The organism is Candidatus Zixiibacteriota bacterium (assembly GCA_020853795.1).
Taxonomy (GTDB): domain Bacteria; phylum Zixibacteria; class MSB-5A5; order CAIYYT01; family CAIYYT01; genus JADJGC01.
In genome coordinates this window covers 24,917-47,972 of record JADYYF010000042.1, presented here as the reverse complement: position 1 = coordinate 47,972, position 23,056 = coordinate 24,917, and the positions used below count along the sequence as shown (strand labels likewise).

At 57.8% G+C, this 23,056-nt stretch carries 13 protein-coding genes; 8 read left to right on the top strand and 5 right to left on the bottom strand.

The features are described 5' to 3' along the window. Positions 1–9: 9 nt before the first annotated feature. The 6 genes from IT585_02610 to IT585_02585 all read left to right on the top strand — a co-directional run bounded on the left by IT585_02610 (position 10) and on the right by IT585_02585 (position 11,430). Positions 10–1,113: a glycosyltransferase gene (locus IT585_02610; GenBank protein ID MCC6962120.1), complete on the top strand. Its 1,104-nt coding sequence runs from the start codon at positions 10–12 to the stop codon at positions 1,111–1,113. A gap of 9 nt (positions 1,114–1,122) precedes the next feature. Then, entirely contained in the window at positions 1,123–3,099 is a 1,977-nt protein-coding gene (locus tag IT585_02605) for a hypothetical protein (protein ID MCC6962119.1), read from the top strand. 96 nt (positions 3,100–3,195) lie between these two features. Continuing rightward, a complete protein-coding gene (locus tag IT585_02600; protein ID MCC6962118.1) occupies positions 3,196–3,783 on the top strand; it encodes an outer membrane beta-barrel protein in 588 nt (195 codons plus the stop codon). 94 nt (positions 3,784–3,877) lie between these two features. Next, positions 3,878–5,560, top strand: coding sequence for an AarF/ABC1/UbiB kinase family protein (locus tag IT585_02595; GenBank protein MCC6962117.1), 1,683 nt, complete (start codon positions 3,878–3,880; stop codon positions 5,558–5,560). 16 nt (positions 5,561–5,576) lie between these two features. Next, positions 5,577–6,827: a PD-(D/E)XK nuclease family protein gene (locus IT585_02590; protein MCC6962116.1), complete on the top strand. Its 1,251-nt coding sequence runs from the start codon at positions 5,577–5,579 to the stop codon at positions 6,825–6,827. 346 nt (positions 6,828–7,173) lie between these two features. Next, positions 7,174–11,430, top strand: a complete 4,257-nt coding sequence (locus IT585_02585; GenBank protein MCC6962115.1) for a T9SS type A sorting domain-containing protein — start codon at positions 7,174–7,176, stop codon at positions 11,428–11,430. Positions 11,431–11,630: 200 nt separating this feature from the next. Here IT585_02585 and IT585_02580 read toward each other — a convergent pair whose 3' ends face one another. The 4 genes from IT585_02580 to IT585_02565 all read right to left on the bottom strand — a co-directional run bounded on the left by IT585_02580 (position 11,631) and on the right by IT585_02565 (position 16,114). Next, positions 11,631–12,752, bottom strand: a complete 1,122-nt coding sequence (locus IT585_02580) for a hypothetical protein (GenBank protein MCC6962114.1) — start codon at positions 12,750–12,752, stop codon at positions 11,631–11,633. Positions 12,753–12,862: 110 nt separating this feature from the next. Next, on the bottom strand, positions 12,863–13,429 hold the full coding sequence (locus IT585_02575; GenBank protein ID MCC6962113.1) for a PEP-CTERM sorting domain-containing protein: 567 nt from the start codon (positions 13,427–13,429) through the stop codon (positions 12,863–12,865). 569 nt (positions 13,430–13,998) lie between these two features. Beyond that, on the bottom strand, positions 13,999–14,565 hold the full coding sequence (locus tag IT585_02570; GenBank protein ID MCC6962112.1) for a hypothetical protein: 567 nt from the start codon (positions 14,563–14,565) through the stop codon (positions 13,999–14,001). A 28-nt stretch (positions 14,566–14,593) separates the two neighbouring features. Continuing rightward, positions 14,594–16,114 carry a tetratricopeptide repeat protein gene (locus IT585_02565; protein MCC6962111.1) on the bottom strand — a complete coding sequence of 507 codons (1,521 nt, stop codon included), beginning with the start codon at positions 16,112–16,114 and terminating at the stop codon, positions 14,594–14,596. A 224-nt stretch (positions 16,115–16,338) separates the two neighbouring features. Between IT585_02565 and IT585_02560 the strand changes: the two genes are divergently transcribed. Then, positions 16,339–18,708 carry an endonuclease MutS2 gene (locus IT585_02560; protein ID MCC6962110.1) on the top strand — a complete coding sequence of 790 codons (2,370 nt, stop codon included), beginning with the start codon at positions 16,339–16,341 and terminating at the stop codon, positions 18,706–18,708. A gap of 6 nt (positions 18,709–18,714) precedes the next feature. On the opposite strand, the gene IT585_02555 is transcribed toward IT585_02560, so the two are convergent. After that, positions 18,715–20,436, bottom strand: a complete 1,722-nt coding sequence (locus IT585_02555; GenBank protein ID MCC6962109.1) for a DNA primase — start codon at positions 20,434–20,436, stop codon at positions 18,715–18,717. 238 nt (positions 20,437–20,674) lie between these two features. On the opposite strand from IT585_02555, the gene IT585_02550 reads away from it, so the two are divergent. Next, on the top strand, positions 20,675–23,041 hold the full coding sequence (locus IT585_02550; GenBank protein ID MCC6962108.1) for a carboxypeptidase-like regulatory domain-containing protein: 2,367 nt from the start codon (positions 20,675–20,677) through the stop codon (positions 23,039–23,041). Positions 23,042–23,056 lie beyond the last annotated feature (15 nt).

Sequence of the window (23,056 nt, the reverse complement as noted above, 5' to 3'; positions counted from 1 at the left end):
AGGGCCAAGATGAGCGCCGGCAAGTTCGTCGTCATGTACGTCATCGGCTCGCTCGGCAACGGCCGCGCCGGCACCGAACGCAGCCTCCTGACACTTGCCTCGTCGCTTGATCGTGCTCGCTTCGAGCCAATCATCGTCAGCCTGCAGGACTGCGAATTTGTCCGCGCCGGCGATGCGCAAGTCGAGACCCACTGTCTCGACCTCGACCGGATGTTTACCCCGAAGTTCCTGCGTCAACGTGCCAAGCTTGCTGTCCTGATGAGCTCGCGCAACGTCGCCGTTGTCCAGACCTTCTTTACCGAGGCGCACCTGGTGGGCGGCTCTGCCGCGCGCCGGGCACAGGTGCCGGTCATCATCTCTTCCCGCCGCAATCTTGGCTATAGTTTCGGTTGGAAGGAACGGTGCTACCTGCGCCTCGCCAATCGCTACCCCCATCGCTTTCTGGCGAACTCCGAAGCTGTAGCTGACTCCATTGCCTGCCTCGAGCATCTGCCGCGCGACCGCTTTGATGTTATCTACAACGGCGTCGACCTTGCGCCGGTGCTGCACGGTTCGCGTCCCGCACGGCCAATTGTCATCATGACGGCAAACCTCCGGCCAATAAAGGCTGTCGACACCTTGATTGATGCCGCAAGGATCGTGAGTGTGAGTCGTACCGATGTGGCATTCAGGATCATCGGCGATGGGCCGGAACGAGGTCGTCTGATGGCGCGGGCTGAAGCGCTTGGGGTTGGCGGCCAAGCGCAGTTTCTTGGAAGCCTGAACGATGTCCGTGCCGAGATAGCCTCCGCCACGATTGGTGTCTTGACTTCACGCTCGGAGGGGTTCTCGAATTCAATCCTTGAATACATGTGCCAGGGGCTGCCGGTGATCGCAACCGACGTCGGCGGCAATCGGGAAGTCATCGACGACGGCCGCACTGGCTGCCTGATTCCAGTCGACAATCCCGCCGCCCTCGCAGAGAAGATTCTCTACTTGGTCAACCACCCCGAGATAGCCGGCGAAATGGGGCGGCGGGGCCGTGCCTTGGTGATGGAGAAATTCTCGCTGCAGTCAATGGTTCGCAATCACGAAGATTACTACTGCCGCCTGCTGGCTGCGGCTGGTCGGTGAGTTGCGCCCGTGAGCGTTCCCTCCCTGTTGCACTTCATCTGGTCACAGCGCGCACTGCGCTACTTGGCCGTAACCGTCTCTGTCCTTTTCGTCCTGGCGATCCTTTACGCTCTTTTCGCGCACGATCTCATCCGCTCGGCTTACGAGGCCAGCGTGGCTGGGCACAAGACGGTCGCGTTTATTGATTTTGCCCGGCACGATCTGCCGTACTATCTGGCGCGTGCCGACCTGATCTTCTGGCAATATCTCTTCGTCGGGATCCCGCTTACTGTCTTGTTCTGGTACGGCTTGTGGCGTGTATCCAAATGGTTGCTGGCGCAGTCGAGTATCGGTGTGGAGCGCCCTGATTCCGCCGCTTCATTCCGCTACGATTGGCTGGTGGCATGCTTCGCCTATTGCGTGCTCACGGCGATCTACTTCTTCCCGACACTCGGCACGATCAACACCGCCCTGATCGGACCGCCGGAAGACAACCTTGCCGGCTACTGGAGCTTGTGGTGGGCTAACGACCAAGTACTGCTCGGCCCGCAATCGTTGAGCTTCAGCAATTCCATCTACTTCCCTGAAGGGTCAACCCTCTACTACTTCGCCTGGTCGTTCTACAATCTGTTGTTCACCTTCTTAATGCGATTGTTTTTCGATGGCGTGACCGTCTTCAATCTGGTGTTGCTTCACGGCTATCCGCTGGCCGGGCTGGGAGCATTCCTGTTGGTCAAACGCGTGACCGGCAACTCGGCTGCCGCGCTGGTTGGCGGGTTTTTGTTCGCCTTCAATCCCAACCATTTCCAGCACTCGCAACACCATATCCACATCAACTCAATTCAATTCATACCGTTCTTTGTCCTGACCTTCTGGGATGCTGTCCGGTTTCGCAAGACCTCCAGCCTCGTCTTCGCCGCGGCGTTGTTCCTTCTGAACACACTCTGCGACTGGACTTACATGATCATGGCGGGCTACTTCATGGCGTTTGCCTATCTCTATCTGGCGCTGTGCAATCGTCGTTGGTGGTTAGGTGATTTTATTAAGCGCTCAGTCGTCATCGTCGGTGCCACCGTGTTGCTGCTCTCACCGTGGCTGGTACCGATGGTGAAGATTGCGCTCTCAACCGCCGAGTCGGATGTTGGCGGCCGCAACACATTCGTGACGGACTTTGGCGGTCTCGTCGTGCCGGGTTTGGCGCACCCGCTCGGTGACTGGGAGCCAATTCGGGCAGCGAATACCAGCTACACCGGTAACCATCACGAGGCCGCCGCCTACCTGGGAATCATTACGATCCTGCTCGTTCTGTCGGCAGGCCGGCAGATAGTTCGGGTGGCGGCGCGTTGGTGGCTGGGATTCACCGCGTTCGCGGTACTGGCCTTGGGCCCGCAACTGCATCTCTTCGGGAAGTCGCTGCCGATCGGCCTGCCGTATACCGTCATCGCCTACATCCCGTTCCTGGCAAATCTCCGCGCACCGGCGCGCTTCATCGTCTATGTCTACTTGTTCTGGGCAGTTATCGTCGCCAATGCACTCTCGATTCATTGGCGTTGGCTTAGCGGCTCTTCCAAAGGCCGCCTGCTATTTGCTGCTCTTGTTGTCTTGCTTGGAGTTGACTTTTTCTCAGTCTGTCGTGAGACGACACCGGTCACGTCGCCCTCGATCCTCGTACCTCGCGCTGACGAACCGGCGCCGCGCGCATACATGAATCTGCCGAACGACTACGTGCCCACCATGTACTACATGATGCAACAGACCATTCACGGCATTCCGATCGTTGAGGGCGCAGCCACCCGCAAGATCGGCCGGTCGCTGATCGACCGTCTTGATTTCGCGGACCTCGACCACCAGCAACGACAACTTGACTCTGCCGGTGTCACGCATGTCGTCGTCCACAAGTATCTTCTTCCCGACACCGCAATGACGGCAACGTATTATCGGGCGAAATATGCCACCTTGCGTGAGGACGACTCCTGTCTGGTGCTGCTGGTCAATCGGCCACTGTAGCAGTGCGTCCGAAGGACGCCTCCCGAGTTATTTTGATTGCCGATCGCGTTGTTTGACTTCAAAATCTGACTTGTGAACTTTGTCAGACCTAAGGTTTTGCTGATTCTCGTGACCGCGCTGTTCCTCGTCGCAGCTATGGCGGTACCCGCATCGGCAGTGACCGGCTTCGGCTTCGGCGCCAAATTGGGCCAGGTCACGGAATACGACAACCCGGATATCAAGATCTCGAACTTGAAATTCGACGACTTCAAGTTCTTTGGTGTCTTCGCCAAGTTCGGACGCAGTGCTTTCGACCTGGAGGTTGGCTTCGAACGTTTCGATGACCGTGAGAAGCTGGAGCTGTTTGGGGAAGAAGTCGAGGCGGAGACCAAGGACTGGATCGTACATACGACGGGGAAGTTCGTCTTTGCGTTTCCGCTGCTAAAGCCTTTCGTCGGCGCCGGCGTGGCTTCGCACTCGGTTAGCTACCGCTACTCCGGTCCGTTGGGCGAGTATGAGGATGTGACCATATCGATTCCCGCCGATAAAACCCACTTTGGCTACCATCTTGTGGCCGGCGTCAAGTTGGATATGCGTGCCCTTCCGGTCGACCTGTTTGTGGAAGGGAAGTTCCAGAAGGTCAACAGCAATCCCGACACCGATTTTACTACACTTTCGGCCGGCATCAGCGTCGACTTCCTCTGAAGCGGCGCTGCCCGGCAAGTCCGCCAAGATTTTTTGTGATTGTTTCGCGGCTGTAATCTGATTAGGTTTGCGCGGTGTAAAACCGGGTGAAAACATGCCGCAAATCGATCTGCATAAGACCTATCGCAATCTCGGACGTTATCGCCAAATTGTTGCCGTTCTGGTGAAATACGGTTTTGGCGAAATCCTCGACCGCATGAATATCATCGGCTACCTGCAGATCGGCAGCCGCAAGTTGTTCGCGCGCCAGCACGAAATCGCCTCGCTCAACTGGGCCGAACGGATCCGCCGGGCGCTCGAAGAATTGGGGCCAACCTTTGTCAAAATGGGGCAAATCCTGTCGACGCGTCCCTTTCTGATTCCCGCCGAACTGACCCTCGAATTGACCAAATTGCAGGACCGGGTGGCGCCGTTTGAGTTCGCAGAAGTCAAACGGATCGTTGAGCATGAGTGGGGACGGCCCATCGATGAGGTGTGCGCCACCTTCGACGAAGATTCGAGCGCATCCGCGTCGCTCTCGCAAGTCCATCGCGCTACGCTGAAAGACGGTTCGCCCGTGGCTGTCAAAGTGCAGCGGCCTAACGTCTCGGAGATTCTGGAGAAGGATTTGGCGATTCTGCGCGACCTGGCCGGCTTGCTGGCGCGATACGTGCCGGAGACGCGCCCGTTCGACCCGGTCGCCATCGTCGACGAAGTCTGGAAGACTGCGCGGCAAGAGGTCGACTTCGGCGTCGAGGCGCGCAATCTCGAAATCTTTGCCCGCAATTTTGCCGACGACAGCCGTATCGTTCTACCGGAAATCCACTGGGAATTGTGTACCAGCAAGGTCTTAACGACGAGTTATATCGACGGCATCAAGATTTCCGAGATCGACCGGCTCCGTGCCGCCGGTATCGATCCAGCGGAGATCACCCGCATCGGCGGCCAAATCGTCGCCCGGCAAATCTTCGAGCACGGGTTCTTCCATGCCGACCCGCACCCGGGCAACCTCTTTGCCTTGCCGGGGAATCGTATCGCTGTCGTTGATTTCGGCATGATGGGACGCCTCTCCCGCAGCTCGCTGGAACTGGTTTCCGATTTGGTGGTGGCCGCTACCGGCGACGATTCGCGCCGCCTGGTGAGGGTTTTGCAGAATCACGAACTTCTCACCGACGACATCGTGCCCACCGTCCTGGAGAGCGACCTGTCGATGTTTCTGCACCGCTACAATGGGGTGCCGCTCGCCAAGCTGGATATGCGCTCGATGCTGCTCGACGCCTATCGCATCATCACCGCCCACCACATCAAGTTTCCACCGGAGTTGCTGATGCTGGGCAAGGCGCTCGGCACCTACGAGGAAGTCGGTCGCAAACTCAACCCCGAGTATAATCTCGTCTCAGAACTCAGCCCCGCGATCAAGAAGCTGGCCTCGCGCAAGTTCGAGCCACGCCAAATCGTTTCGGAGATCGGTTCTTACTTCGCCGACCTGCGCGAGTTGATGATTAACGTCCCGTTTGAAATGCGGCGGATCGCCCGCAATCTTCGGCGCGGTGAGCTTTCGATCGCCTTCGAGCACAAGGGATTGGAACGACTGATCCTCGAACTCGAAAAGGCATCCAATCGCCTCGCCTTCGCCATGATTATCGCCGCGATTATCGTCGGCTCGTCACTGATCATGACCCGCCAAATCGGCATGACAGTGTACGGCTTTCCCATCCTCGGCCTGATCGGCTTCGTTACCGCCGCCGTGCTCGGCTTCTGGCTGGTCATCGCCATCTTGCGATCGGGGAAGTTGTAGTATGACCGCCTCGGGAATGACTTATTCGCATTCGCGGCTCGAGACCTACGAGTCGTGCCCGCTCAAGTTTAAATTCCAGTATATCGACAAAGTCGAAGTTCCTAAACGCGATTCGGTCGAGGCATTCCTTGGCTCGCGTGTGCACGAAGCCCTGGAAGCACTCTACCGCGGCGTCCTGATGGGGAAGATCTGGTCAAAAGAAGAGTTCCTTAAGGCTTACGCCGATGTTTGGGAAAAGGAAAAACACGAAGACATCTTCATCGTCAATAAGCAGTACACAATCGATGATTACTTCCGCCAGGGACATAAGGCGCTCTCCGACTATTGGGAGCGCTACCATCCGTTTGATGCCGAGCAGACCATCGCCCTTGAAGAACGTGTGACTCTAAGTCTTGATGACACCGATACCTTCAAAATCCAGGGGTTCATCGACCGCATCTCCAAGACCAAGGACGGCGTCTGGCAAATCCGCGACTACAAGACCAAGCGGCGGTTGGCAACCCAACAGGATGCGGATCAGGATCGCCAATTGGCGCTCTACCAAATCGGCCTCCGGAGACGCTTCCCCCAAGCCGACAAGATCGAATTGATCTGGCACTATTTGCTCTTTGATGAGGAAGTGAAAGCGATCCGTGAACGGACCGACCTCGAGAAACTCAAGATCGAAACCATCCACTTGATTCAGGATGTTGAGGAAGCGATCAAGGCCGATCGTTTCCCGTATCGTGAATCCGCTCTTTGTGATTGGTGCGATTACTTCGACATCTGCCCCGCAAAGCGCCATCTGGCCCAGGTGCGCCTGCTGGAGCCGACGGAGTTCAAGAAGGATGACGGTGTCCAACTCGCCGACCGGTTCACCGAAGCCTATTCCCGAAAATCCGAATTGCAGAGGCAAATCCGCGAAATTGAAGAAGAGCTGGATAGTATCAAAGAAGAAATCTACCGCTACGCCCAGCAATTCATGATGACGAAAATCTACGGATCCAGCCGCCATGTCAATGTGACCGTCAAGCCTACCGTACGGCTGCCCGCCAGCGATGACAAGCGTGAGAAACCGGTGCGTAAACAGCTTGAAGAATATCTCAAGAACACCAAACTCTGGGAAGAAGTCTCCCAGTTGACACCGGCGCGATTAGTCAAGCTCTATGAAACCGGGGAACTGGCTGATCGGGTCCGGGCCGAATTATCGCGCTTCCTGATTCCGACCATCGAGAAACGAGTTCGGATTGGTTCGGCCAAGGACTACGACGAAAACTTCGAGATGTAACTCCGCTTTCGACTACAACTCTCAAGAATATGAGTGGGCGCGACGCAGGCCGTATCTCTAAGTCGGTGTTAGATAATAAATTACAGAGACAATGCCCTGCCTGAGCTCCGCGAGCGCGTCAGCTCTGTTCGCTTTTGATACATCCCCGACGGTCGCTTTCACCTTGACTTTCGCGCGGTGTTTTCTATATTCCAACCGTCTGCGTAAGTGTACTTCTCGCGTTGCTCTATTCACCGGAATAGGGCCGAGCTAAATGAAATCTATTCGTCTGAAAGGTATCGGCTTTTGACCACGCAAGGCCGGTTTACGCGAGAGTGAGTTCTTCCTCAAGTTACGGAGAGCTTTTGTGAGCATCCTACGATCGATTGCGACGCTCGTCTTCTGCCTGGCTGCACTCCCTTCATTCGCCTTAGCCGCTGGTGGAGACCATCCCTGGAGCGACTCGTTGGCCGCCAAAACGGCGCTGGCGGGGCCAAGCCTTCAGGAAGTCCTGAGCACTTTGGGTTATTCGATCAACATTGCCACCGACGAAGTCAACGCTACGGTCTTTAAACCGCAGGCAAGCGCTACGTCGGCGGAAGTGACCTTGAAGTACCGCGGGTCGGCTTCGTTGTCGAATTTCGGCTGGTATCCGCGAACGACGCCGGCGGCTAAGACGCTGTTGATTGCCGCCAACGCTCCGGTCGGCACGATGGTGTCGGTCCCAACCGAGTCCGACTCGGTGGGGCTGTACCTCGGCCCGACCTTGTTCGATGATACCTGGTACACGACGAAGGGCCTGAATTGGGACGGCTTCAAACACGCCCGCATCTTCGCTACCGGCGAAGTCGGTCACTATGTGATTGCGTGGGAAGATCTGGCCGACGGCGGCGATCAGGACTATGAGGATGCGGTCTATGATCTGCTTTTCGTCAATCCCAACGCTCTCCATCTCTCGTTCGTCGGGCAAACCGAGTACTTGTTCTGCACCGAGCAGGAAATCTGCTTTGATGTCAACGTCACCGGCGGTATCGGCCAAGTCACACTGCAGCAGGAAATTGGCGGCAATTTCCTGACGATTCAGTCGGGGCTGACACCGATTTCGTATCAGTCCTGCTTCCTGCCGTGGCCGGTCGACTCCGTGCATCGCTTCGTCTTCAAGGCGACGGATGCGGAGAACAACACGATTGTCGACACATTCGCAGTTACCGTCAATTTCCGCGAGAATCCGATCCTGACCCTGACCGACGACTTTGTCGATACGACCATCTGCGACCTCGATTCGATCTGCATCGATGTCGCCGAAGCGCTCGATTACGACAACGATCTCTTGCAGTTTACACTTTTTGATAGCCCGCCGGCGTCGATTGACTCGGCTACCGGCAAAGTCTGCTTTCTGCCGACCACGGCCGACTCGGCGTTGTATCAGTTTATCATTGTCGCCTTTGACTCGTGTTGCCAGTCCTTCGGCTTCCCGGCGGAACCAGGCGAAATCCTGCCCTGTCCGCGCGACACTCTGTATGTGATCGTGCGCTATCAGGCCAAACCGATCATTACAACAATTCCCGATACGACCATCGCGCTCTGCTCCACTTCCTCGAGCCAGATCTGCTTCCCAGTGACCGCCGCGACTGAGAATCAGCCGGTTCCGGTCGATCTGGAATGCGGTCCGGGCGCGATTAGCGACGGGCAACTGTGCTTCAATGCCACCTCGTCAGGTGACTACACATTTTGCTTCTCTGTGCCTGATGCTTGCGGCGGCTTCGTCCGCGACACTGTTCATGTCAATGTGATCATCGACAATCTTCCGCCGGTTGCGAACGCCGGACGGGATTCCACACTGAGCCTGTGTGCCCCGCAGCCGATTTGCTGGAATGCCGGCTGTTCCGGCGCCGATCTGGCGACCTGCGAACTGGTCTCACCCATCGGCACTTTCAACGGCAGCCAGATTTGCTTCACTCCCGCAGCGACCGGAATCTACACGTTCGTCCTCCGGGCAACCGACCTGTGCGGCAACGTCGATCTGGATACGGCGATTGTCAACGTCACTGTCAAGCAGCCGCCGGTTGCGCTGGTTGCAGACACGACGCTGAAACTCTGTCAGCCGCAGTCAGTCTGTCTGCCGGCCTCCTGCAGCGACCCTGACGGCGATCTGACCTCCTGCTATCTGATGAGCGGGCCGGGGACCTACACCGGCAGCCAGATCTGCTTCACTCCGGATACTTCCGGCACTTACCGCTTTGTCGTCCGTGCCCTCGACGCCTGTGGCCTGGCCGATTGGGATACCGGCTATGCCGTGGTGACGGTCAACCGCCGGCCCGATGTTCAGCCCGGCGGCGGCAGCTACGTGCTCTGCGAGCCCGGACTGATCTGCGTACCGATTAACGCCAGCGATCCGGACGGCAATCCGCTGACCTTCACGACGACCATGGGCACCGTGCAGGGCAATCAGGTCTGCATTAATTCCGGTGGCCCGGGCACGCGCTTGTTCAATTATCAGGTGATCGCGCGCGACTCCTGCAACCGTGCGGATACCGCGCTTTACACGGTCAACGTCAGAGTGAACATGGTGCCGATTCTGACGGCGCCGACTCCGACGCCGCAGAAGCTGTGCGATCCGCAGCAACTTTGCTTCAACGTCACGACCGTTGACTCGATCATCACCAAGCTTGCCTACAGCCTGCTTTCCGGTCCCGGAACCATCAACCCGAATACCGGCCAGGTGTGTTTCACGCCCACCGCTGACGGCAATTACTCCTGGTCGATCGTCGTGCGCGACAGTTGCGGCAAGGCCGACACGGCGCAGACGACCTGGAATGTCGACTTTACCGACCCGCCGACCCCGGTGGTTGTCGGCCCCGATCGCGATACTGTCGTCTGCCTTGATTCGGTGGTGACCAATATCTGCGTACCGATCTCGTATAATGTTATTCCAAACACCACCCTCTACGCCCGCTCGCTTGACCCGGCCGTCGCCTTCAACTTCGAGTCGTTATCAGGATCGGGGACCCTGTGCTTCGATCCGCTGCCGAATGTCGACCGCACTTACACCTTCGCCTTTATTCGCAAGAATGAATGTGGTGATTCAACCATGGCCGAGTGGGATTTTACGATCGACTGGGTCGACTGTGATTCTTCGTGCATTGTGCTCAAAATTGACAAGACGGAATGCGTGAACCTCGGATCAAATGTCACTGTCAACGTTAGCTATGAAGGACGCTTCCCGATCGGCGGCTTCGACATGATGTTTACTTATGATGTCTCCGCCTTCTCCTTCCTCAACGCCTCGCTGGGCCCGGCCGTCAATGCCTGGGAGTACTTTACGTACCGCCTGGGACCCTTCGGCAACTGCACCGGCTCGTGTCCTTCGGGATTGGTCAAAGTGGTCGCTATTGCCGACGCCAATAACGGCGCGCACCATCCGCCGACCGCGCAGTTGACCCCGACCGGCGGCATCGTGCGGCTGACATTCCGGGCGACATCGAACGCGACCTTTGAGGGACAGGTTTACCCGGTCAGCTTCTTCTGGATCGACTGCGGCGACAACGCGTTCTCCACAGTCTCCGGCGATACACTGCTGATCGACAAGATCATCATCGATGCCTACGATGTAACGATTTGGGACGAAGATGATGATGCGCTCTTCCCCGAGGCCAATCGCTACGAGCACATCGGTGCGCCCGACTCGTGTCTGATCGGCGACAAATACGAGCCTTTGCGCTGTGTGGAACTGCGGAACGGCTATATCTGCATCATCGACTCTGACTCGATTGATGCCCGCGGCGACCTGAATCTGAACGGCATCGCGAATGAGATCGCCGACGCCGTCCTCTATACGAATTTCTTCCTGCGCGGCATCGGTGTCTTTAACATCAGTCTGGCGGCCCAGGTCGCAGCGTCCGATATCAACAACGATGGCATTACCTTGACCGTCGGCGATCTGATCTACCTGCTGCGGATCATCGTCGGTGATGTCCAGCCGATTCCCAAGTTGTCTCCGTTCGGCAACACGGCGGCATTCTCCGTGGCCGCCGAGTCCGGCACAACCACGATCTGGTCGGAATCGACCTCCGACATCGGCGGTGTGTTCCTCCAGGCGCGGCTGCCTCAGGGCACCACGGCTGCTGCAGTCGTGTCCGAGTTGGCGGCTGCCGGCCTGAAACTCGACTACGCAGTTGCGGGCGACCAGGTGAACGTGTTGCTGTATTCCGACACGCAGGGCGCCAGGATTGCCGCCGGCAAAGCGCCGATCCTGCGCATCAATGCACCGCTCGAGATCGAGCATCTTGAAGCGGCCGATTACGACGGCAACATGTTGCGCGCATCGTTCGGCAAGCAGATTCTGCCGGAGCAGTTTGCGCTCGGCCAGAATTATCCGAATCCGTTTAATCCGACCACGACCATCAGTTTCTCGCTGCCCCGCGCCACCGACTGGACGCTGACGATCGTGAATGTCAGCGGCCAGGTCGTGAAGCGATTTACCGGCTCGTCTCCGGCTGGCGAGGTTAGTCTGACTTGGGATGCCACTGATATGAACGGCCTGACGGCCGCCACCGGCGTCTACTTCTACCGATTGGATGCTGGCGAATTCAGTGCCACCCGCAAGATGGTCTTGATGAAATAGCCCGCTATGCCGGGCGGCGCCAGTCGTCGCCCGGCCTTGATGCGCAAAGTTCCGATACCGTTTCTTGGGCTAATGGTTTAGAAGATCAAGATCCACTACGTTTGCCCCCACACACTTACGCTAAGGCAAGCGGCGTCCACTCCCTCACCGGACGCCGCTTGCTGTTTTTTCGCAATGCCTTAGTCCTCGATGCGTCGGGACTACTGTGGTTCACTCTGCAAGATCTGCCTCAACTCGTCAGAGAGTTCCTGGCTCATCACCCCTGCGCCGGTCGCAAACTGCAGCACTTGTGACCAGTAGATGTTGCCTTCCAGCAGTACTGGTCCGTCCTGCGTGATCGCAATATCCCAGCCGAGCGACCGCAATTGCGGCGCCAGACTCTGACACGTCAAGGCCATCGCCATGATCTCGCGGAAGTGGGGAAGTTGTTCTCCTGCAATCGCCGCACCGGTTTCCGGATGCGCCGCATAGTGCACGATGCCGGTCTTCGTGATTTGCGCCGCCTCCCCCAGCACGCCATTCTCGTTGATTGGCGCCGCAAACCCCGTGGTGCCGACGTTGTCGATGTACTTGCCGGCGCGCGCAATCTTGAGTAGACGCATCAACACTTCGATTTGGCCGGAGCGGGTGATGTAGGTTACGATCCGTGCGGTTTGCGTAGCGTCGGTCGTGTAACGGTCAAGAAACGGATGCTGTCGGACTCGCTCCTGGATCAGCCATGAATCCGCCACCGCGCCGGCGTTTTCGTCGTACTTCGTGACGGCGATCTTGTCAAACAACTGGAAGAGACTGATCTCGCCATCGACACTGGAGAAGATCTTTCCGCCCTCGAGCTTGCGGCAGACGCGCACTCCTTCGCCGCGATTGGCCCCCACGGCCTTCAGCACAAAGTCCGTAAACGTTCCCGTCTCGATCAGTCGGACGAACTGCTCCCGCGTCTGCAGCGGCGCACCCTGGACATCGTGCCCGCTGAAGCGATCGTAGAAGCCATAGAGCACCGGCATCCGCACGCCCATGGCCGTGAAGAAGCGCTGTGCGACCATTTTCTGAAGTAATCCGTACTCGAATTTGGGGTTAATCGTGCGGTGAATCAGAAAAGCGTGGTTTTTGCTTAAATACCGCCGCTTCTGCTCCCAGCTTAGTTCTCGTCGGCACAGCTCATAGCGGTAGTATTCATGCGGTTCCAGTCCGTTCTCGCGCTGGAGACGATAGACCTCGCAGAGCTGTTTTACGAAGCCAATGCGGTCACGCTTGGCCAGACTGCGGTTGCCATCAGAACAGCGACGTATGAATCGGATGATCGCGGCGGGCGTCGGCTTCATCGGTTCTCCATTGACCTCCAGTCGAGCCATGGTAACCAGATTGAGGCGCGGCCGACAACAAAAAAGGCCGCACGTCGGTGCGGCCTTTCGCGATCGCTTGAGATTTTAGCTTATCGGCGGCGGCGCAGGAATATCCCGCTTCCCAGCAAACCGGCGCCCAACAGGATCATCGTTCCCGGCTCCGGTATGACGGTCAAAGCGTGCGTCTCCTTCAAGACGTCGTTGCCGCAGCCCAGCGTATTCGTGAAATTGATCGCCGAGTAGTCGAAGATGTTGAAATCGGGGCCGAACAGGCTCAAGTCAACACACCACTCAAATACCCAGGTATTGCCGTTGGTCTGACTCGGATTGGCCGGAATCAGCGGATTCGGCTCGAGGTTCTCGGTAAATGTCGCTTCGAACAAGTCCAGACCCAGGTTCTCGCCCTGGCTGACGCGCCATGGGCCGACCGCATTCCGGATCGCCGCATGGTTTCCAAAGCCGCCCGGTACATTCGGAATATCCAGGTAACTCTGCACGCGGTAGAGCCCGCCGTCGCCGGCTTGCGACTGCGCCCGCAGCGCATACTGGCGGTCACTGCCGTCGAATCCGAAGAACAGATCGCCGGCGCCGTAAGTGACATTCCAAACCGACGAATAGGCGCCGTAACCGAAGCTGGAAGTCAGCGACACGTACATCTTGCTGCCGTCAATGGCAAAGTTAAGCCCTTCGATGTCAAACCGCTCGCCACCCAGTCCGGCAGTGCCCGGATTCGGCTGGAACGGATTCGGCTGACCCGGGTAGCCCGGCGCCGGAATGTCCGCTGTGTTGTTGTGTTCATCGAAGTAATTGTTGCCGAAGTCATAGATTGCCCACGAGTAGGCCGGTGCGCTAATCAGAGCAACTGCCATAATCACCAGCAACGTCAGTTTGTTTATCTTCATTTTATCCTCCAAATCACAAAGACAGGATTTCTCTGCCTTATGTGCAAGCAAGGGGTGTGCCGGATGAGCGCATTTTGAACAGTCAGTATCCTTATATGCAACAATGGATTGCGACGACGAGGGGAGCTCGGATCGAATACGACTTCCGTGGGAATTGAGAGGATGTAATCAATCTCGACACCCCGGATTGTCGCCGGATTTTCAAATTCAATATCCCCTTGATTAACAAAGACTTGAGGGGTATCAGCGTGTGTCGATTCCTCTAACAAAAAAGGCTCCCCGTTCGAGGAGCCTTGTAAATCACCGAATTGCTTGCTGCTAAATCACTTGCAGCCAGCCGGCTGTCCGTTTGGACCACTCTTCAGAACGGAAAAGGCAGGGTAAACGTTGCCAGTGCCGTCCGGAGTCACGCCGTAAAGCGAGTTTGACGGGGCAATGAAGCAAGTATCTACCAACACATTGCACACGTCGATTGCACTCTTGGCATCGGCGCTGAAATACAGCGTAGCCAGTTTGCCTTTGGCCTCCGCCAACGGCGGCTTGCCATCGCCGAGGCTGGCAAACATGCCGACCAACACCTGCTGCAGCGAGTCGATCGGCCGAACCGACTTCACGGCGAAGTAGTCCGTCCGCGACGTCCACTGCACGGAGTCGTAGTGCATGCGGAAGCCGTTCCCGCGCACAACGAGCGGGTAGGCAAACGCCGCCAATTTCTGATCATTGTCCCAATTCAGGTCAACCGCGAAGTGGTTCGGCTTCACCTGATGCACAACGACATCGACCTTGTCCGGGCGACCAAATGGATCGCGCGGTTTTCCTTGGGCAAGCAGCATCGCCGAAGCCACCAGCATCACCAACGCCAACAAGACCAAAACTTTAGCTTTTGTCATTAATCTCCTCCCTGTGCTACAAGTCGCTCTATGGAGTTTGCTCCAATTTCCGAATTTCGTTTTCAACAGTCGATCTTACACGCGACTGCGGGTATTGTTTCAGGAATTCGCGATAGGTTTCCAGCGCCCGCGCCTTATCGTTGAGATCTTTGTCGTAGGTCACAGCGATCTTCATCAATGCGGTCGCGGCCTCCTGCGTATTCGGGAAATCCTGGCGCAGTGTTTCAAGTTGAACAATCGCGTCGTGGAACCGCTTCTGTCGAATCAGGAACGTGCCGAGATAGCTGGAAGCCTGCAACCCCAGTTGATTGTTTTTCTGCGAATCAACGATCTTCCGCAATTCCTGCTCGGCGCGCTCGGTCCACTCCTGCTGGAAGCGCGGCTGGCCGATGCGTTCAAAGTAATCGGGCAAATAGACCAGGACATCGAGCGCCTGTGCTGTCAGCGGATACTCGTTCAACAGCGCAACGTACTCCTGCCGGGCGCGCTCGTTATTGCCCTCTTCCTCAAAGCTGCGCGCGCGCGCCAACTGGGCTTGCGCCTGCAAGCCGCTGACTGTGCGGAACCGCTCTTTGAGCCGGTCCAGATAATTGCGTCCTTCCTGATAGCGGCCATCGGCGAAGGCCAGCATCGCCAGCTTTAAGTGTGCGACGGCAATCGTGTTGGAGTCGATCCCGCCGGTGATGATCTCGTTATACATGCGCACCGCGTCCTGCGGGCGGTTCAGCTGGGTCAGATACAGGTCGGCGATCATCGCCTTGGCCGGATCGAAGATGCGGCCGGTCGAATCGACGACCGTCTCCAGCGTCGCCACCGCCGCGCGGTAGTCGCCGACGGATTCATACATCTCCGCCAACAGCCGGGTCGCCATCATCGTCATCGGGATCTTCGGGAAGGAATCAACAATGCCCTTGTAGTACGCGATGGCACGGCGGGCGCAGTCGCGGGCGGTGACGGAATCCGGCAACTGAACGTAATGTTCGGTGATGTATTTGGGCAACTCGATCACGGTCTCGATCGGGTAGTAGCCGCGTTCTAACGGCGGATATGCCTCCTGCAGAAGGGTGTTGTAAAGCGACTCGGCGGCAGCCCAGCGGTCGTCGCGCTCGGCAAGCTTGCCGGCGGCATACAGTGCATCATGGCGGTGACGCGGCTGGATCGCCGGCGAGGTCAAGAGCAGGTCGAAGATCGAGCGGGCGCTGTCGATCGCTTCCGCCGACAGCAACAGAGCTGAGGCCGCCAACAGCGATCGGCCGGCCAAAAACGAGGCTTCTGCGCTCGCTTTCGAAGTCGTATCGCGCGCATCGGCGTTGGGGAAGTTGCGCTTGAAGATGTCATAGACTTTGACATAGACATCCACCAGCCGCAAGTAGTCCTGCGGCGTGCGCAGTTCCGGTTTGACCGAGTAGTCCTTTGCTGTTTTGTCTGCCAGGAAGTAAGCCTGCTCAACCTCGTAGCGTCGCGCTTCCTCGTCATAGCTGCCGCAGCCGGCAAACCCCAGCGCGCAGGCCAGAAGCCATACTCCCAGGAAATAGATTGGTCTCATCATCACTTCTTTAAGCTGTACCTGAATGTTATCGTCGCTTCCGTGCTTTTTCTCAAATGGACCTGTCGAGTCCAGGAAGGTTGCATTTCCGTGAATTGCTGCCGTCCGGATCGATCGGTCGAGCGGCTACCGGCGCAAATGGTAACAGGTCGCTGCGGCGATGTCAAGATGAATGCCGGTGCCGCGCAGGCTCTTGCCCAATCACAGATTTCCACTATCTTGGCGCTATGAACAACCTCGACACCAGGACGCTTGAGTCGCTCGAGTATCCGCGCATCAAAGCGGCCATCGCCCGCCACTGCCTCTGCGACGGTGGTCGACGGCTGGTCGATGAACTCAAGCCTTCACTCGAAGCACTAATCATCGAGTCCAATCTGCTCGAAACGCTGGAGATGAAGGAGATTCGCGAATACGAAGAGGTCTTTCCACTCGAAAGTGTCGAGCGCTTCGAGCCTCTCGTCGACAAAATTCGCGTGGCCGGCTCGATCCTCGATCCCGAGCAGCTCAAGCGCGTCGCTGACTTCCAGCGGACCATCGTCGCTCTGTCCCAGTATCGCCAGCACAAAGCCGAAAAGTATCCGCGCGTCTGCGCCTATCTTCAGCGCTTGCAGCCGCTGCAGGATCTGATCCACCGGATCGACCACGCCATCGATCGCGGCGGCGAAATCAAGGACTCGGCTTCCGACCGGCTTCGCCGTATCCGCGCCGAAAAAGTTAATGCCCGGGCACAGATACTGACGCGGCTGCAGAAGGTCCTCGGCGAGAAATCGCATCGCTCCGATCGGCTGGACGACATCGTCACCGTTCGCGACGGCCGCTACGTCATCTCCATCCTCGACAGCGATTTTAATCCCAAGACCGCCGTCGTCCACGATCGCTCGCGTACCGGCGCGACGCTGTACGTTGAGCCGACGGAAGCCATCGAGCTCAACAACAAGCTCAAGCAGTTGCTGATCGACGAAACCCACGAAATCGAGCGGATCCTGCTCGAGTTGTCGGAGCTGGCGCGCTCGCACGCCGCGGAACTGACGGAGAATTGGGCGGTGTACTCGCGGCTCGATTTCCTTCATGCCAAGGCAGCTTTTGCGGCGCAGATTGACGGTGTCATGCCGCTGCTGCGTCCGGAGCCGCAAATCAGTCTGCAGGCCGCTTACCATCCGCTCTTGCTGCTGGGTGCGAAGCAGAAATCCGAGGTTGTGCCGCTGTCGGTGGAACTTGGCTTTGATCACAGCGTGATCATCATCACCGGCCCGAACACCGGCGGCAAGACGGTGGCCATGAAGACCGTCGGACTGCTGATCCTGATGGCGCAGTCGGGGATCCTGATCCCTGCCGACGCCAAGTCGCAATTGGGGATTTTCCAGCGCGTCTTCGCCGACATTGGCGACGAACAGTCGATCGAGTTATCACTCTCCACCTATTCGGCGCACATCGCCCGCATCACCCAGGCGCTCGAACACGCCAACCCTCAGACGCTGCTGCTGTTTGACGAATTGGGCGTCGGTACCGACCCGAAAGAGGGTGCCGCACTGGCGGAGGCCATCATCGATCACGTGGTCCGCTCCGGTGCCAAGTGTATCGTCACGACCCACTACTCGGCGCTGAAAGCCATTGCCGTCGGCAATCCCAAGGTGGAGAATGCGTCGATGGAATTCAATCGCGAAACGCTACAACCGACTTATCGATTCCGCACCGGCTTGCCAGGGTCGAGTTACGCCCTTGAAGTCGCTTCGCGACTCGGTATGCCGCCGACCGTGCTCAGGCGTGCGCATGAATTGGTCGGCTCGCAAGAGCGCTCCTTGGCGGATTTGATTGCCAAGCTTGAGGCGGAATTGATGGCGGCCGATGCCGACCGCTTGGAACTACGCGAGCGGCTCCAGCGGGCCGATGCCCTGGAAAGTTCTCGTCGCGCTGAGAAAGAGAAGCTCGATGCCCGCGAAAAACAATTGCTCAAAGAAGGTTATGACGACGCCAACCGCCTGGTCGAAGACACCCGCAAGCGCCTCGAAGCGCTGATGACAGAGATCAAATCCGAGTCCGCAACCAAAGCCGATCTGAAGCGTGCGCAGAAGTCGATTGACGAGCTGCGCCGGGAGCTGTATGAAGGCGCACGGCGAATGGAGCCGCAACGCGAAGCCGGCGCGCCACCGGCCGCCGGCGACCGGGTATTCATCGAACGGCTGCAGACCGACGGCGAACTTCTCGAAATCTTTCCGGGCGGCAAGCGCGGCAAGGTGCGCGTGGGCAAGGTGCTCTATACGATGGAGCTGGCCGACCTGCGCAAGTTGGAGAGCGATCTCGCGGCGCCCCAGCTCCCCGAAGGCGTGAACTACCAGCCGTTTAAGGACGACGTTGAATTGGAGATTTCGCTGCGCGGACTGACCGTGGACGAAGCCCGCGACCGCCTCGACAAATACTTCGATGAATTGGCGCTGTCGCACGCACCGTACGTGCGCATCGTTCACGGCAAAGGCACCGGTGCGTTGCGCCGACTGGTGCGCGAATATCTCTCCAAGAACAAGATGGTGGAGTCGTTCCAATTGGGCGAGTGGAACGAGGGTTCCTACGGGGTCACGGTCGTCAAACTAAAATCGTGAGCGTCATCAACCCTCTTGACGCAAGTGACGAATCTCCTTCAGGTAAAACTCAATCTGCTTGTCGTCCTTGGCTGTTTCGGCTTGCACCAGCAGGCGCTTGAGCTCAGCCATCCGTCGGTCGCGGTGACGGCGATGGAAGCCGTTGACCAAATCGGTGAATAGAGTATCGAGATCAGCGTTGTGGAAGTCAAGCGCGGCCAGCTCGGCCAGAAGTTGTTTGCGAACCAGGCTGTCAACCTTGTCGATGAGATGTGAGGCCGACACCGGCAGCTCTTCCTCACGCCAGAGCTGGATCAGGCTGTAGAGTTCGGCCAGGTCCTGATCCTCGAAATCAGATGGCGCGACCTTCTCCGCTGCCGCATCGATCAAATCCTCGCGCTGGAGCAACAACGCAATCATGTCGCGATCGAGCGGCGGTCGTGCCTGCTCGCGTGGCCGCGCAATCGGCTTGCGCACCTCAACCCGCACTCCACGCCGCAGCAAATCAATTCCGATGTTGTAGTGCCGGGCGACGTCCTGCAGAAACAACTCGCGCCGAATCGAGTCGTCGATTTTGCCCGCTAATGCCGCCAGCCGTTTAATGGCGCGATCGCGGTCATCCAGCGTCAGATCGTCAAACCGCCGTCCCAACAGCGTCAGGGAGAACTCGACAAACGACTGCGCGCGTGCCAATTGCTCCAGCACTGCCGCCTTGCCACCCTTGCGCGCGATCGAGTCGGGATCCTCCCCCTTCGGCAGCAGGACGACCCGAACATCCAATCCCGCCTCGAACAAAAAGTCCACCGAGCGCACTGCGGCCTGTTGTCCCGCCGAATCGGAATCGAACATTAGAATTACACTTCCCGCCGAACGCGTCAGTAACTGCGCCTGCTCGGGCGTGAACGCCGTTCCGGAGGATGCGACCACGTTTGTGACCCCGCATTGATACAGCGACAGGAAATCAAAGTAACCCTCAACCACGATGGCGGCTTCCGCGCGGCGGATCTCCCCGCGCGAGTGCGACAATCCGTACAGCACTGACGCCTTGTGATACAGCGGGGTCTCGGGTGAATTAATGTACCTGGCCGATTCCGCAGGGTTGAGCGTGCGCGCACCAAAGGCAATCGGTTTCTGCGCCAGGTTGAATACGGGGAACATCAGACGGTCGCGGAAGCGATCATAGATGCGGCCGCTGTCGCTGCGAACAACCAGTCCGGCCTTCTCAAGATCGTCTTCGCTGATCGATTTCTGCTTCGCCAGCGCCATCAATGCATCCCAGCTGTCGAGGGAATACCCCAGGCCGAAGCGCTCGATCGTGGCGTCAACAATTCCGCGCTCCTTGAGATACTGCAGCGTCTTGCGCGAATCCTTTAGCTGCTCGTGGAAGAACTTCATCGCGATCTCGTGCGCAAAGTAGAGCTGATCGTGCTCTCGTGCATCACGTTGTGTCGACTTCTCGGGCAGGGGGATGTTCGCGCGAGCCGCCAACAGCTTGAGCGCCTCGACAAACGGCACGTGTTCGTACTCCATCACGAACGTGAATACGTTGCCGCCCTTATGGCAGCCAAAGCAGTGAAAAATCTGCTTGTCGGCGCTGACCGAAAACGAGGCGGTCTTCTCCTGATGAAACGGGCAGCGCGCCCAATAATTGCGCCCTTTGCGCTTCAACGGCAGATAGCCGGACACCACATCAACGATGTCGGTGGCTTCGCGCACGCGATCAACGATTTCGTCGCCGTAAAACGCCATGGCGGGAATCTACAACAATTGGCGTGTTTCTCAAACAGCTTGCTGCAAAGCCGGAGTATTCAGGTCGATATCGGCCGCACAACTCCGATGCATCCCCGCCGCTGCTATTGACCTGATCCTGTGCGCCGTCTTGACCCTGGCGCGATTCGGCGATTGATTCCACGCAACTTTCCGCCGTTCGGTACGGTAGTTGCTTGAAGGCGGCATGACGGGGTCTCGTGATGGAGGGAGTTGATTCGTGTTTCGTTTTCTCATTGCGGCAACTTTGGCGGTGAGCCTGCTCGGGGACAACCCGCTTTTTGGGCAGGCCGTCACGGGGAAGATCACGGATGCGGAATCCGGCGAGGCTTTGCCCTTTGCCACCGTGCAACTGGCCGGCACGGGTAGGTCGACAGTCGCCAATGTCGACGGCCAATATCGAATCCTCGCGGCGGCCGGACTGGTCGTCATCAAGTTCAGCCACATTGGCTACTTCTCGGTCGTCGACACCATCGAAGTCACCGCGACCGGGGCCGTGCTGGACATCGCACTCCGCAGCTCGCTGGTCATCGTCCCGGGCACGACCGTCTACAGCCGTCAATACGACCCGGCGCAACTGATCATTCTCGAGGCGATCAAACGCAAGCAGGAGATCCTGAATCGGCTCGGCGCCTACGATTATCGGGCCTACACCAAGATGGTGGTCCGCAACCTCAGTCGCCCCGATTCGGTCGAGATTATGGCGATCACCGAATCGCAATCGCAGTCGTTCTGGGAACGCCCCGACAAGTACAAGGAGATCATCATCACCCGGCGGCAGAGCGCCAATCTGGACGCCGTCGACAACCTGGTTGCAATTGGTGAATTCCTGAACTTCAACAAGAACCGCCTCGAGATCGGCCAGTACTCCGTGGTCTCGCCCGTCGCCGAAGACGCGCTGAAGTACTACAATTACTACCTGCTCGATTCTACCTGGGTCGATGGGAAAAAAGTCTTCAAGCTTGAGGCCGAGCCCAGGAACCAGGCCGACGCGCTGGTCGCGGGATATGTCTACATAGCGGATTCGACGTACGATGTTGTCGATGTGGAGGTTGGTTTCAACGAAGGTGTGCGTCTGCCCTTCGTGTCCGGGCTCAAGTATTCCCAGCGCGTGGCGCCGTTTGCGAACCAATATTGGATGCCGGTTGAAATCAAATTCGGCGCCACGGTTGAAATCGACTTCCCGGGCATCCCGGACAAGATTGGCATCGACCTGACGGCTTCCATCTACGATTACAGCTTTGAGATCGATCATCCCGACCACACGTTCGACGAATTCGTATTTGAGGTTGCGGATAGTGCCGATCGCACGGATTCGCTCGCCTGGTCAGCCCGCCAGACGATTCCATTGTCGCTGGAAGAACTTCGCGGTTACGCCCGGATTGACTCGCTCGAAAAGGCGCCTAAACCGCTGGGCAAGCGCCTGGCGACGCTCGGTCTTGGTGCAGCTGCGATCGTGACTTTCGGCGCCGAGGATCTGTTCCGCTTCAATCGCGTTGAGGGCGCCTACGTCGGACTCGCCACCGACCTGACCCCGCATCGCAACCTCGAACTGAAGGTAGGGAGTGGCTTCGCTTTCGCTGCGGAGGAATATCAATATCAGGCAAGCGCGCGCTATCGCGTGCCGGGCCGACCCAAGTTCACCATCGGCGGCGAATACCACCGCCGCGTTGATCAAACGCCGATCGTCGACGCTGATCGCTGCAATCCGACGTTCTCGAGCCTCTTCTTCAAGATCGATCCGGCCAACTACTATTACGAGCGCGGCGGCTCTCTGACGTTGACGTTGAATCCAACGTGGTTTGCGACGCTCAAGACGTCGGCACACGACCTGAAATATCGTTCGTTGTCACAAAATACCGATTACTCGTTGTTCGGCGGGGAAGACCCGTTTCGCGAAAACCCGCCGGTCGTCGCCGGAAATCTGCGCCTGCTCTCTGCCGGGTTAGAGCTGGACTCGCGCAAACTCTGGCGCAACAAGGGCCGCGAGCGCAAACTCGAGACTGTTCAGTACAGCCTGTTGAAAGTGGGCGCCGAACTCAGCGATCCCGATCTTCTTTCCAGTGATTTTGAATACCGCCGCTACTGGGCTTCCTTCAGCCGTCGCCAGCGTACCGCCGGACTGGGCATGACTCAAATCGATCTCTTCGCCGGTGCTGCTACGCGGAGTCTTCCGACGCAGCGCTACTATTACCTCAGCGATTACTCTGAAGTGCTCGCGCCCGAAGAGTCCAAGTTCTTGACGATTGGAGAAAACTTCTTCGCCGGCAATCGTGCCGCCTTCGTCTATGTCCGTCACGACTTCGGGCAATACCTTTTCCTTAGAAGCGGCCTGCCGCTGATTAGGCGTCTGCCGTTTACGCTGGGTGTCCACGGCGGAGTCTTCTGGACGGAGTTCAGGAATCACACGGTCAATTCCGGCGATGATATTTATCTGACGGCTGCGCATCCGTATCAGGAGATTGGATTCAGCCTGGGGAATCTGACCCCCTTCTTGTCGGTCTTCAATTTCGCCGCGTTCTTCACGTGGCAACTTTCTGACTACGACACGAACAAGTTTACGACGCGATTGGGAATTCGATTCTGAGACAGATTGGCTGCT

Bases quoted from the DNA above. Each gene is read 5' to 3' on its own strand.
- IT585_02610 (MCC6962120.1), top strand. From the start codon at position 10: ATGAGCGCCGGCAAGTTCGTCGTCATGTACGTCATCGGCTCGCTCGGC.
- IT585_02595 (MCC6962117.1), top strand. From the start codon at position 3,878: ATGCCGCAAATCGATCTGCATAAGACCTATCGCAATCTCGGACGTTAT.
- IT585_02590 (MCC6962116.1), top strand. From the start codon at position 5,577: ATGACTTATTCGCATTCGCGGCTCGAGACCTACGAGTCGTGCCCGCTC.
- IT585_02580 (MCC6962114.1), bottom strand. From the start codon at position 12,752: ATGAAGCCGACGCCCGCCGCGATCATCCGATTCATACGTCGCTGTTCT.
- IT585_02575 (MCC6962113.1), bottom strand. From the start codon at position 13,429: ATGTACGTGTCGCTGACTTCCAGCTTCGGTTACGGCGCCTATTCGTCG.
- IT585_02570 (MCC6962112.1), bottom strand. From the start codon at position 14,565: ATGACAAAAGCTAAAGTTTTGGTCTTGTTGGCGTTGGTGATGCTGGTG.
- IT585_02565 (MCC6962111.1), bottom strand. From the start codon at position 16,114: ATGATGAGACCAATCTATTTCCTGGGAGTATGGCTTCTGGCCTGCGCG.
- IT585_02560 (MCC6962110.1), top strand. From the start codon at position 16,339: ATGAACAACCTCGACACCAGGACGCTTGAGTCGCTCGAGTATCCGCGC.
- IT585_02555 (MCC6962109.1), bottom strand. From the start codon at position 20,436: ATGGCGTTTTACGGCGACGAAATCGTTGATCGCGTGCGCGAAGCCACC.